The following is a 12,680-nucleotide window of genomic DNA, read 5'->3' as shown; positions in this document are numbered from 1 at the left end:
ACGTACAGCCCCCTGAAAAGAAAAGCTCCGATCGAGTCGGAGCTTTTTTTATTGGGCGAATCACACAGCCGTTGCAGTTATCTACCGGGCCATCATCAACGTCTGATCGAAGGGCAACGCCGGGCGCAGCTTGGGCACTACCTGCAACTCAATCGGCGTGCCAAGAAATGCCTGGCAACGCGAACGCAGCCAACGCTGAGCGCAATCGTTGTGCGCAGCGGCACGCCAGACCATGGAAAGCTCCCGCGATGGCAGCAACAGAGGGGCCGGCTCGGCCCTGATGCCATTCACCGAGGCCATGGCCCTGGCCACGTAATCCGGAACGATGACCAGCATGTCGCTCTGCGCCAACAACCTTGGCAAGGCACTGAACTGCGGCACTGCAAGCACCACTTTGCGCCGACGTCCGAGCAGGTCCAGCGCGTGGTCGGTGTCGTCTTTGGCTTTGCCCATGGATGACACGATGGCGTGCGGTCGCTCGCAGAATTCATCAAGCGCCAGCAGGCCCGGGCGGGTATCCGAGCGCAGGAGCATTGGCCGGATCGACCGTAGACTCTTGCGTCGAGCGTTGGCCGGCAGATCGAGCGTAGGGCTGATGCCCAGAGAAATCTCGCCATTGAACAGCCGCTGCGACATCTGCTGCTGATCGACGCGCAGCACCACCAAGGCAATATTCGGCGCCTCGCTACGAAGCTGGCGCAGCAATCGCGGGAGCAACGCGTATTCGACATCGTCGGACAGGCCGACCTGAAAGGTCACCTCGCTGGTAGCTGGGTCGAAGGGCTGGCAACGGCTCAACGCCGCGACAACGCCATCCAGCGCCGGCGTCAGGTTGGCGAAAATTTCCTCGGCCCGCCTTGTCGGCTCCATCACCCTCCCCGCACGAACGAACAGCGGGTCGTCGAAAAGCACGCGCAAACGGCCCAGCGCTGCACTGATGGTCGGTTGACCGAGAAACAGCTTCTCGCCGACCCGGCTGACGTTGCGCTCATGCATCAGCGTCTCGAAGACCACCAGCAGATTGATGTCGACACGACGGAGTTCATTTCTGTTCATGAAGTTCACCACCCGGCACGCGGCCATTGAAATCGACGGAGAGCTGATAAAGGTTAAGGGCGCGCCTGCCGGACGTCTGTGGTACTTGGGGACAGCGAGATCATGCGTTAGGTGAGTGTTTTGATACTTGTGTATGAACCGTTTGAAACGATAGCTGCATCGGGCCGCGCAAAGACCGGTGCAATGGCCGTTTTTTCGGGTTTTTTGTCCTAGCTGACGGCGTGCTGCGCCACTACGATGCTTAACCGTCTATCTACTCACGCCCACACCTGCGCAACGTGTCGCACGGCGCTATCGCCAGCGGGACCGTGTCTCTGGTCGGGCATCAACCCGCACGAGCAAACACCGGCCGCCGGGCCAAGGGATTCGCCACAACGTCACAACCTTTTGGGAAAAGAGCAATGAACAACAATCCCATCAGCAACAACCCCAGCGAGCCGGTGGTATTCATCGTCGACGACGATGCCGCGTTGCGCGAATCCCTCGGCAGCCTGTTGCGCTCCATTGGTCTGCGGGTGGAGCTGTTCGGGTCGGTCGCCGAGTTCATGACGTATCAACGTCCGGACACGCTGAGTTGCCTGGTACTCGACGTGCGCCTGCAAGGCAGCAGCGGGCTGGATTTCCAGAATGAACTGGCCACCGCCGGAATCAATGTGCCAATCGTGTTCATCACCGGACACGGCGATATCGCCATGACCGTGCGCGCGATGAAAGCCGGCGCGGTGGACTTCCTGACCAAACCGTTTCGCGAGCAGGACCTGATCGATGCCGTCTGCGCCGCACACTCGCGGGACAAGCAGCGTCGCGAGTCAGGGCGGCATGCCGATGAGCTGCGCGCCCGCCATGGGACGCTGACACCCCGCGAGCAAACGGTCATGGCACTGGCGGCCTCGGGCCTGATGAACAAGCAAATCGCCGGGGAAATCGGCCTCAGTGAAATCACTGTGAAGATCCACCGGGGCCAGGCCATGCGCAAGATGGGCGCGCGCTCATTTGCCGACCTGGTGCGCATGGCCGAAGTCATCGCGGCGCTGCCTGCACATCGGTGACCGAATGAAACGATACGGTATGGCTCAAGCCGCCGTGGCTGGCCGGCACCATCAACACTCAAGTTCCGAACAACTAACACTTGGGTATATCCATTTCATACGCAGTCATATTGCAAATGACCCAATGCAGCAGTGCCAGCGTAGAAGTCTTCGAATAAGATCTTTATTCAAATAACCATTACTCAATACAACGATTGGTGAATGACAGACAGTCGCCAACAACCGTCATGCCTGAAAAACAACTTCAGACTTTTTAACCTCTTCATTAATACGCCTTTCATAGCGTTTGCCTGCTTCATCGAAAGAACACGCCCTGCCGTCCGATAGCAAAAATCTGGAAGAATAAATGTCTATCATCAAACGTCGCGCACAACTTCTTTGTTCAGACGCCTTCGCCTGGCTTTGCGCCATAGCGGTCGGCAGCATGATCTATATCACCAACGCGTACCTCGATCTGGACGTTGCGCCGACGTTGTTCTACATCACGCTGGTATTCATGTCAGCGAACATCTTCCCGGTACCGGTATTTCTTGCCGTCGCGTTGGGTTGCCTCACGCTGCTGACGGCCGACTTCCTGGTCGATGAAGGTTATCGCGATCACCGCAGCATCGCCGGATTCGTCAGGTGCCTGATCGCGCTGACGACCATTTCTCTGCTCGCGTTGCGCAGCAAACGCGCCACTGAAACGCTGCGGCGCAAGGAAGCGTTCTTTCTGGGCGCACAGAAACTTACCCACACCGGCAGTATCGGTTTCATCATCGATAAAAAAGTCAGCGTGTCATGGTCGCAAGAGTCGTCGCGTATTTTCGAGTACTCGCCGGACGTCACCCCGACACTGGCGCTGGTCAAGTCACGCACTCATCCCGACGACCTGCCGGTTATCGATCAGGTGCTGGAGCAGTTTGCGCGCCGGCAGGAGCTGGTCGAAGTCGAGCATCGGCTGCTCATGCCGGATGGTCGGATCAAGCACGTGCAGATGATCGCCAGCCCCTTGCCCAGACGTCGCGGGCGCACGCAATACGCCGGGGCGCTGATGGACGTCACCGCCAGCAAACAGTCGGAAGAGGCGTTGTTTCACTCGCAAGCCACCCTCGCCCACGTCACGCGCCTGACTTCCATGGGCGAACTGGCGGCCTCCATCGCCCACGAAATCAATCAGCCGCTGGCAGCGGTCATCACCAGCGGTGAATCCTGCAAACGCTGGATCAACCGGCCCGAACCCAACCTGGAAGAAGCCCGCCGTTCGCTGGACCGGATCATTCAAAACTCGGTCAGGGTCTCCGATGTCATCGCCTGTATTCGAGCGTTATCGCGACACAGCGAGGTGCAGCGCAATGTCGAAGTGTTCGACGACATCGTCAGTGACTCGCTGACGCTGATGCAACATGACATCAGCTTCCATGAGGTTCGCCCGCACGCCCGACTGGGCACTCACGGTGCGCGGATCAAAGGTGACCGGGTACAACTGCAGCAAGTCATCATCAATCTGATCATCAACGCCTGCCAGGCCATGGCCAATGTGCTTGACCGCGCCCGGACGCTGCGGATCACCACCTCGATCCTGCACAACGAGGCCGTGCTTGAAATCGCCGACTCCGGCGTCGGCATTGCCGAGGACATCCTGCCTTCGCTGTTCGACCCATTCTTCACCACCAAGCCCACCGGCCTGGGAATGGGCCTCTCGATTTGCCGTTCGATCATTGAATTCCACGGCGGCCGCATCTGGGTCAACAGCACCGAGGGCGTCGGCACGCAGTTTGTGTTTGCGATTCCATTGGCTGCGCTCGAACACGATCAATGACAACTATCCACCCCTGATGTCGCCCGGTGGCGATATGGAGACCCACATTGTCTATCCAACGTACAAACCCCGGCGCAGAACCCGAAACCCCGGTACACGAACGAACCGTCGTTTTCGTGGCATACCCGCAAATGGGCCTGCTGGATCTGACCGGTGCGCAGACCGTTTTCTGGGCGGCGACGCGCGGACTGGCGCAACTCGGTTTGCCCGGTTATGCCTTGCACACCGCGAGCCTGCAAGGCGGGCCGGTGCAGACCGGCGAAGGCCTGGTGGTTCAAACCCGGCGGCTGGATGAGCTCGGCGACGAGCCGATCAATACGTTGATCGTTCCGGGCTCGGCGTTCATCAGCCAGGCGTTGCGAGACAACGCGCCGCTGGTCGATTGGTTGCGCGTCACGTCAGCCACGGCCAACCGTACGACGTCGGTATGCAGCGGTGCTTTTTTCCTGGCTCAGGCCGGACTGCTCGACGGCCTGCGCGTGGCGACACACTGGTTGATGGCTGACATGTTCGAGCGGCTGTTCCCCAAGGTCGAGCTGGATCGCGAGGCCATCTTCGTTCACCAGGCATCGGTGTGGACCTCCGCCGGCGTCAGCGCAGGGATCGATCTGGCGCTGGCACTGGTCGAGGCCGATCACGGTCGCGAGCTGGCCATGCAGGTCGCCCGGCGCATGGTGGTTTACTACCGACGCCCGGACAACCAGAAACAGTGGAGTCCGCTGCTGCAATCACAACATTCAATCGCGCACGAGCGCTAGCCGGAGACGGTGGTCATGAACGCACCGCACACACTGTACCTGGTCAGTCACCCGCCCTGCGTCACCCGCTATGGCACGCACACATCGTTGTCCACCGCTGAGCGCGTGGAGATCATCGACGCATTGACGCAGACCCTGAGCGCGACGCTGAGCATTCTGGCGCGGCTCAAGCACAGCCAGCAGACACTGCACGCTGTCAGCTTTCTACCGGTGCAGACGCTGTTTCGCAGGCTGTTGAATGCCAATACCCGTTACGCCGACTTTCTCGTCACCGGCATCACCGACCTGGGCGGCCATGCCCAGCGCGACGCGCTCTACCACCTCAATGAGGCTCCCGAACCTTTATGCTTTGCCGACTGCCTTAAAGGCATTGACCGCGCCCTGCGCCGACTACGGGCCGCCGATGCCTTGTTCCGCGACTGTCGCGCCAGCGCAATTGCCAACAACGACTACGCGAGCCGACAACTCTTTGAAGCCTGCACTCGACATAACAGTTACTTTCTTTCGTTAATCAACAACCATTTATTTGCTGAACATTGATTAACTTTCGCAACTAACAAAAAAACCAACCAAACATACCCACGTATACTATTCCACAATTTTTGAAAGCGTATCTTGCAAGTATGGCGGGCGCGACAGACACCCGCAAAGAACGCAAGGTTTCCCATGTTCAACTCAGCTATTGTTTCAGTTGTCGATGATGACGAACTTGTTCTGGTTTCAATGGACAGTTTGTTGCGGTCTTGCGGTTATACGGTCAAGACATTCAACAGTGCTTTTGCATTTCTTGAATCGAGCGCGCCAGAGCAGACCGGGTGCCTGATCTCGGACATTCAGATGCCCGGCATGTGCGGGGTCGAAATGTACGAGGCGCTGGCGGTCAGGAAGATCCACATTCCGACGATTTTCATCACTGGCAAACCGGGCCTGCCCCCCGAGTTCAGTGCCCGGGTGAAGACGCCGGAAGGTTATTTCTCCAAACCGTTCCATACCGAGGCTCTGCTGGCTTGCATCGAGCAGGCGCTGATGCGCCGTCGTTGAGCGGTCCTCTCGAACAACTCGATGCAGAGCCGCCGCTGCCCGACCGACAAACCTCAAAGCAAAAAAAGGCCCCGCAAGTTCATCACTTGCGGGGCCTGATTTTTATCGAGCCCGGCCGAATGCAGCCAGGCCGCCGACTGCCGATCAGTAATCCCAGAACGCTGCAATCCAGCGGAACGCATCGCCATCGACCGCCACGCGGCCCACCGACGGGAACGGCAGGTGGGTGGCGACAAACCACTCGCCGCTTGCCGCCGCCTCACGCATCAGGCGTACGCGGACACGCACCGACTCTTCAGGATCATGCTCGAAACCGTTGTGCCATTCCGGATGCTCGAAGGCCACCGGAAACAGGGCGTCGCCAGCAAAGGTCAGGCGTTCGCCGCCCGAGTTGACGTAGACAATGCTGTGCCCCGGCGTATGCCCGCCGGTGAGTTTCACCACCACCCCCGGCGCCACTTCGTATTCATCCTCGAAGGTGCGCACCTGGCGGCGGTAATCGTTGATGAACTGATTGGCCGTCGCGCGCAGAACGTCAGGCACTGGCGCCGGCATGACGGTCTGGGTGAAGTCCGGCGTCTCCCAGAACTCGACCTCTTTTGCCGAGACGTGAATGCGCACGTCCGCACGCAACCGGCTCTTCACCTCGTCGACCAGCAGACCGCCGACATGGTCCATGTGCATGTGGGTGATCACGATGTCAGTCACGCTGGCCAGATCGATGCCCGCCGCTTCCAGGCGTTTCGGCAACTGGCCGGCCCGGGGGAAACCGGGAAACTGCCCGCCCAGTCCGGCGTCGACCAGAATGATCTGCTCGCCGCTGCGCACGACCAGCACGTTGAGTGCCCAGTCAAACGCGTCCGGCCCCAGGAACATGTCCTTGAACCAGGCGGCGCGAGCCTGCGGGTCGGCATTTGTGGACATGGTCGAGGTCGGCAGCGGCAGCACGCCGTCGCTGATCACCACCACGTCGATGTCGCCGACCTGCAGTGCGTAGCGCGATGGCACCAGCTCCTGCGCCGGAGCGAATGGCTGGCGGGTGACGGACGCCTGCCGGTCATCGGTTGCGTTGGTTTGATTGGAGTGATTCAGATACGTTGACATGGTCGCTTTCCTCTTGGCTGAGTCAAAATTTCCCGGACGAATGCCCTTGCTGGCGCAAGCGCTGAATGGCGCGCCTTGAAATCGAGTGTGCATCGCGACCACGACGTCCAACACCATACGCGGGTATAGGGCTTGAACCACATCGACCGAGTAACGCCGCTGTTGAGGTGGCTGTGGCCCATACCAATGTATATTCGCGCTCCTGCCCGCAAACACCGAAACTACGGCGCACCGGATCGCCGAAAAGCGGGCGATCATCAGGTCCCTGAGCAGTCATGAACTCTATTTTTCACCAACCCGACCCTCTCACCTGCTTGCTCGCGCAACCGCGCACGCTGGTGTTCCTGGCGTATCCGCAGATGGGCTTGCTGGACCTGACCGGCGCACAAACCGTGTTCTGGGCCGCGTCCAAGGCCATGGCCGAACGCGGCTTGCCTGGCTACGCGTTGCACACCGCAAGCCTGGACGGCGGATTGATCGCCACCGCCGAAGGGCTGTCGGTCAACACCTTGGCCCTGCGCACCTTTGACGAGACAACCATCGATACGCTGATCGTGCCCGGTGCGCCGAACATCCGTCAGGCCATGCTCGACAATGTTGCGTTGGTCGACTGGCTGCGCGCGGCGTCAGCCAAGGCCAGACGCACCGCCTCGGTGTGCAGCGGCACTTTTCTGCTGGCCCAGGCCGGGCTGCTGGAAGGCTTGCGCGCAACCACCCACTGGGGCATGTGCGACATGCTCAAGGGTGGTTTTCCGAGTGTCGATGTCGACCTTGATGCGATCTACATCCAGCAAGGCAACGTCTGGACTTCCGCCGGGGTCACCACCGGGATCGACATGGCGCTGGCGCTGGTCGAGGCCGATTGCGGCCGCGCCGTGGCGTTGAAGGTGGCGCGGGAGCTGGTGGTTTTTCTCAAACGCCCTGGCGGTCAGGCGCAGTTCAGCCAGTTGCTGCAAGCGCAGATCGACGACAGAGGCTGCTTCGAAGAATTGCACCTGTGGATCAGCGAAAACCTCGGCGACCCGCAATTGAGCGTCGAATCGCTGGCCCGACAGGCGCAGATGAGCCCGCGCAATTTCGCGCGGGTCTACAAACGCAAGATCGGCCGCACGCCGGCCAAGGCACTCGAGCTGTTTCGCCTGGAAGCGGCGCGACGAATGCTCGAAGACTCTCAGCGCAACATCGACCAGATCGCACAGTTGTGCGGGTTTGGCGACGAAGAACGCATGCGCGACACCTTCTACCGTCACCTCTCGGTCTCGCCCCGGGAATACCGCAGCCGGTTCTCGCGCTGACGCCACACAGCGCAATGGCGCCGGGCTCGCAGACATTCAAATACGGTCGCTATACACACGTATAAGTACGCCGCCGAACCGAGCGGCGTATCGTGCGGCAATGGCGGGCGTCCTTGACGGGCTACCCGAGATCAGCCCTGGTAAAGCAATGTCCCACACCGCTGTTGTATCGGTTGTCGATGATGATGAGTCCGTGCGCATGGCGCTGGACAGCCTGTTGCGCTCTCACGGCTACACCGTGCAGTTGTACCCGAACGCGGAGGCTTTTCTGGCGATGAAGGCGCCGCCCCGCCCCGGCTGCATCATCTCGGACATCCAGATGCCCGGTCTGTCCGGCATCGAGATGTACGATGAGCTGTGCGCCCGAGGCGTGCGCATCCCGATCATTTTCATCACGGGTTACCAGGGGCGTCCGCCAAGGGTTAACGCCGCATTCCCCGAGCCCCTCGCCTATTTCCCTAAACCCTTCCCGTGCGGCGAACTCATCACCTGCATCGAAAGCGCATTCAATCGCGCCGTTTGACGGCCCTCTTTCTATACCTGTGTATACCTCACCCCATACCTAAGCATGTCGGCACTGACCCTATGTAGAAGTGTCTCGCCGCACCTTCCCCGATAGCATCTTCCCCAGCGAATCGAACCGGCTCTGCGGTTGTTCACAACCACCTGCTTCGTGCAGTGCGGCAGACGCTCACGCATGAACGGACAAACCGTTCAACGACCAGAATTTCCACAGGAGTCATCCGATGAAACAACACATTTTAGTGATAGGCGCAGGGTTTGGTGGAGTCTGGAGCGCCTTGAGCGCCGCACGTCTGCTGGACCAGCATGATCGTAACGACGTGCAGATCACCGTCCTCGCGCCCCAGGCAGAACTGCGCATCCGCCCGCGCTTCTACGAGCCGGATGTCCACAACATGAAAGCGCCGCTGGGTGAACTGTTCGATGCCGTGGGGGTGAAATTTGTCAAAGGCATCGCCGACAGCATCGACACCGCCAGCAAGCAAGTGACCTACAGCGATGCCTTCGGTACGCAAGGCACACTGAGCTATGACCGGCTGGTGTTGGCCGCCGGCAGCCGCGTGATCCGGCCACCGCTCAAGGGCATGATCGAACACGCCTTCGATGTCGATCAGATCGAAGAAGCCGCGCGCCTCGAAGCCCATATCAAGTCGTTGAAGGACCAGCCGTCGAGCGCTGCGCGTAATACCGTGGTGGTCGCCGGTGGTGGTTTTACCGGGATCGAAACCGCCACCGAAATGCCGGCCCGCCTGCGTGCCGCACTGGGTGACGATGCGCCGATCAGGGTCATCGTGGTGGACCGTTCGCCGCAAATCGCCGCGACGCTGGGTGACGGGATTCGGCCCTCCATTGTGGAAGCGTCCCGAGAGTTGGGCATTGAATGGATAGTCGACGCCTCGGTCGCCTCGGTGGATGCCGGCGGCGTGACTTTGGCTGACGGCAAACGTATCGAGTCCAACACCGTCATCTGGACTGTTGGCTTTCGCGCCAGCCCGCTCACTGAACAGATTCCGGGCAGCCGTGATCCGCAAGGTCGCCTGCACGTCGACGGTCACCTGAAAGTGCTGGGGCACGTGGATGTCTTCGCTGCCGGCGACGTCGCTTATGCCGCTACGGATGATCTCGGAAACTACGCCGCGATGTCCTGCCAGCATGCGATCAGCCTGGGCCGTTATGCCGGCAACAATGTGGCCGCTGACCTGATCGGTGTCGCACCGGTCACCTACCGCCAGCCCAAGTACGTGACCTGCCTTGACCTCGGTGCCTGGGGCGCGGTGTTCACCGAGGGCTGGGACCGTCAATTGAAACTGGTCGGGCAAGAGGCCAAAGACCTCAAGACCCAGATCAACACCGTGTGGATTTACCCGCCGGCTGCCGATCGTGCAACCGCACTGGCCGCGGCCGACCCATTGATTCCGGTGGCCTGATCACCCGACGGTTCACACTTCCCTATCGCTGCGCATTCCCAGGCGCCCGCCACGGTTTTTTTGGCGGGCGCTTTTTTTATGCAGAACTCACAAAGCGTCGGGCGGCAATAAACGGCACTCTAGCGTTGACGCGATGGCTCCGCTGCCAGAATGTCTTCCAGAAAGTCGATGAACACATTGATACGACTGGAGCCCCGGTGATTGGGCAGGTACAACGCATTGATGCAGCAGCTCGCATTACCGGGGTTGACTTCATAACCCTCCAGCAGCCGCGTCAACCGACCGGACTCGACATCGGCGCGCACCAGCCAGTCGGCCAGCAGGGCCACCCCGCGCCCCGCCACCGCCGCTTCGCGCAGGATATCGGCGTTGTTGCTTTGCAGGCGACCATGCACATTGAGCTGGATGGTTTCCTCGTCGCCCTGGAACGTCCAGTGCTGGTGCGAACCCGCGTAGTCGAAGCGCAGGCATTGATGCTCGAGCAAGTCTCGCGGATGCGCCGGCACAGCGTGACGGCTCAGGTAATCCGGACTCGCCACCACCCAGCGCTGGAAGCCCCCCACGCGCTTGCTGACGATATCGTCACTGACCACCGATGATCCCAGTCGCACCGAGACATCGATCTGCTCGCTCAGCAGATCGCTGACCTGATCGCTCAACGACACACTGATTTCAAGCCCCGGATGGCGGTCGAGCAATACCCCCAGTTGCGGCGCAATGATCTGCCGGCCGAACTCCACCGGCACGCTGATGCGCAGGCGTCCCTGCGCCTCGCTGCCACGGTCGGCGACCACCGCGTCGGCCTCGTCGATGGCATCGAGAATGGCCAGCGCTTTCTCGAAATAGGTTTGGCCGGCGACCGTCACGCTAGTGTTGCGTGTCGTGCGGTTGAGCAGGCTGGCGCCCAATTCGCTTTCCAGCCCGGCCACCTGGCGTGTCACCGAAGAGGTGGAGATGCCGAGTTTGCGCGCCGCCGAGGAATAACCACCGCAACGGACGGTTTCAACGAACATCTTCAGTGCCAGCAACTTGTCCATAAGTGGAGCCCGATCGAAAGGAAACGGTGATGATTGTGCATCACCGTTCGCCAATCGTCTTGTAAGACCGTGCTTCATCGGACTCAGCGGTGCCTGCGGTTCAGGCATCGGCCTTGCGGCTCAGGAACAGCGCCAGGGCCAGCGCCGGCAGCAACGCCACGGTCACGGCGGACAGGTTCCAGCCAAAATGTTCGTAGAGCGGACTGGCGACCAGCGATCCCAGCGCGCCGCCGACGAAGATGCTGGTCATGTACACGGCATTCAGGCGGGCCCGGCTGTGCGGATCGAGGGCGTACACCTCGCGCTGACCCAGCACCATGTTCAGTTGCACGGCGAAATCCAGCAGCACCGCGCAAACCACCAGCCAGACATAGCTGCTGCCCGGCAGCGCGGCGATCAGCAACGAGGCTGGCGCCAGCATCAGTGCCACGAGCGTCCCGCGCCGACCGTGCCCGGCATCGGCCAGCCGCCCGGCAATCGGCGCTGCGACCGCGCCGACGGCGCCGACCAGGGCAAAAATCGCCACTTGTGCCTGACTGAAACCGTGGTGCCGCATCAGCTCGATCGGTGCGAGGGTCCAGAACAGGCTGAAGCTGGCGAACAGCAAGCCCTGATACAGCGAACGCTGACGCAGAACCGCGTGCCGACGGGCCAGCGCAAACACCGAGCCGATCAGCGCAGCGTACGTCGCCTGATGGCTCGGGACGCGGCGCGGCAAGGCAATCGCCATGATCAGGGCGATGACGGCCATCAGTGCCGCCGCGCTGAAAAACACCCCGCGCCAGCCGAACACTTCCACCAGCAGACTCGACAGTGGCCGCGACAGCAGAATGCCCAGCAACAGGCCACTCATGATGTTGCCCACCACCCGGCCACGGCTCGCCTCGGGCGCCAGGTGCGCGGCCAACGGCACGAGGATCTGCACCGCCACCGAAGTCAGGCCGATCAGCAACGACAGGACAAGGAACATCGACGGCGAATGCGTCAGGCCGGCGCACAACAACGTCACGCTCGCCGCCAGGGTAAACCCGACCACCAGCCGGCGGTTTTCCATCAGGTCGGCCAGCGGCACCAGCAACAGCAGGCCCAATGCATAACCGAACTGCGTGAGTGAAACGATCAGACTGGCATTGGCGCTGGACAGGCCGATCTGCGGCGCGATCAGTTCGACGATCGGCTGAGCGTAATAAAGGTTAGCCACGACCGCGCCGCAGCAGAATGCCAGGAACGCGACCATCAGGCCGGAAAGAGAAGCGGATGGCTCGGCCTTGGCCGCCGCTGCCGGATTGCCCGTAAGCATGATGACACCTCAATGAGTTGGGAAAGTGACGCCAAGGCTAAGGGTCGCGCAGGCCTTCGAGTATCCATCCCAAAGGCAATTGAGTGATGCGCCAAATGCAACGACCCTCGGCGTTGCACTTGGCGCAACGTGCTATTGCGCGGTCTGGCAATACTCGGACGTTTGCACCTTCTCTACCCTTGGGCACCTGGCGCAGGGCTTTGCATCGGCGCCCTTCCCCGGTCGTTCAAGGAGTTGTCGAAGATGCCGAATCCGTCCCTCACGCCCACCGCGTGCCTCTTGGGCAACCG

Annotated in this window: 12 protein-coding genes; 8 read left to right on the top strand and 4 right to left on the bottom strand. The window is 60.9% G+C overall.

Annotation, left to right across the window (positions count from 1 at the left end; all coding sequences use genetic code 11):
- Positions 1-81: 81 nt before the first annotated feature.
- Positions 82-1,056: a LysR family transcriptional regulator gene (locus CAF76_RS00175; RefSeq protein ID WP_039772405.1), complete on the bottom strand. Its 975-nt coding sequence runs from the start codon at positions 1,054-1,056 to the stop codon at positions 82-84.
- Between the two features lie 401 nt (positions 1,057-1,457).
- On the opposite strand from CAF76_RS00175, the gene CAF76_RS00170 reads away from it, so the two are divergent.
- From CAF76_RS00170 to CAF76_RS00150, 5 genes are all read left to right on the top strand, one after another.
- Positions 1,458-2,105, top strand: a complete 648-nt coding sequence (locus CAF76_RS00170; RefSeq protein ID WP_011333881.1) for a response regulator transcription factor — start codon at positions 1,458-1,460, stop codon at positions 2,103-2,105.
- 346 nt (positions 2,106-2,451) lie between these two features.
- Complete coding sequence (locus tag CAF76_RS00165; protein ID WP_085646409.1) at positions 2,452-3,906, top strand: sensor histidine kinase; 1,455 nt, start codon at positions 2,452-2,454, stop codon at positions 3,904-3,906.
- Between the two features lie 116 nt (positions 3,907-4,022).
- Positions 4,023-4,664 carry an AraC family transcriptional regulator gene (locus CAF76_RS00160; protein ID WP_371857873.1) on the top strand — a complete coding sequence of 214 codons (642 nt, stop codon included), beginning with the start codon at positions 4,023-4,025 and terminating at the stop codon, positions 4,662-4,664.
- Between the two features lie 15 nt (positions 4,665-4,679).
- Positions 4,680-5,204, top strand: a complete 525-nt coding sequence (locus CAF76_RS00155; protein WP_085646407.1) for a hypothetical protein — start codon at positions 4,680-4,682, stop codon at positions 5,202-5,204.
- A gap of 126 nt (positions 5,205-5,330) precedes the next feature.
- Positions 5,331-5,705 carry a response regulator gene (locus tag CAF76_RS00150; RefSeq protein WP_064596040.1) on the top strand — a complete coding sequence of 125 codons (375 nt, stop codon included), beginning with the start codon at positions 5,331-5,333 and terminating at the stop codon, positions 5,703-5,705.
- A 144-nt stretch (positions 5,706-5,849) separates the two neighbouring features.
- On the opposite strand, the gene CAF76_RS00145 is transcribed toward CAF76_RS00150, so the two are convergent.
- A complete protein-coding gene (locus tag CAF76_RS00145) occupies positions 5,850-6,809 on the bottom strand; it encodes an MBL fold metallo-hydrolase (protein ID WP_064596038.1) in 960 nt (319 codons plus the stop codon).
- 275 nt (positions 6,810-7,084) lie between these two features.
- Between CAF76_RS00145 and CAF76_RS00140 the strand changes: the two genes are divergently transcribed.
- The 3 genes from CAF76_RS00140 (at position 7,085) to CAF76_RS00130 (ending at position 10,053) form a co-directional block, all read left to right on the top strand.
- A complete protein-coding gene (locus CAF76_RS00140; RefSeq protein ID WP_011333875.1) occupies positions 7,085-8,104 on the top strand; it encodes a GlxA family transcriptional regulator in 1,020 nt (339 codons plus the stop codon).
- Between the two features lie 148 nt (positions 8,105-8,252).
- Positions 8,253-8,627, top strand: a complete 375-nt coding sequence (locus tag CAF76_RS00135) for a response regulator transcription factor (protein ID WP_041475244.1) — start codon at positions 8,253-8,255, stop codon at positions 8,625-8,627.
- Positions 8,628-8,850: 223 nt separating this feature from the next.
- On the top strand, positions 8,851-10,053 hold the full coding sequence (locus CAF76_RS00130; protein ID WP_085646406.1) for an NAD(P)/FAD-dependent oxidoreductase: 1,203 nt from the start codon (positions 8,851-8,853) through the stop codon (positions 10,051-10,053).
- 119 nt (positions 10,054-10,172) lie between these two features.
- On the opposite strand, the gene CAF76_RS00125 is transcribed toward CAF76_RS00130, so the two are convergent.
- Both CAF76_RS00125 and CAF76_RS00120 read right to left on the bottom strand, forming a co-directional pair.
- Positions 10,173-11,090 (bottom strand): LysR family transcriptional regulator, encoded by a 918-nt coding sequence (locus tag CAF76_RS00125; protein WP_085646405.1) that lies wholly within the window; start codon positions 11,088-11,090, stop codon positions 10,173-10,175.
- 100 nt (positions 11,091-11,190) lie between these two features.
- Entirely contained in the window at positions 11,191-12,390 is a 1,200-nt protein-coding gene (locus CAF76_RS00120) for an MFS transporter (protein ID WP_085646404.1), read from the bottom strand.
- Positions 12,391-12,680 lie beyond the last annotated feature (290 nt).

Source organism: Pseudomonas sp. B40(2017) (assembly GCF_002112855.1).
Taxonomy (GTDB): domain Bacteria; phylum Pseudomonadota; class Gammaproteobacteria; order Pseudomonadales; family Pseudomonadaceae; genus Aquipseudomonas; species Aquipseudomonas pharyngis.
The sequence above is the reverse complement of the archived record's forward strand: the minus strand, read 5'-3'. Positions and strand labels throughout refer to the sequence as shown.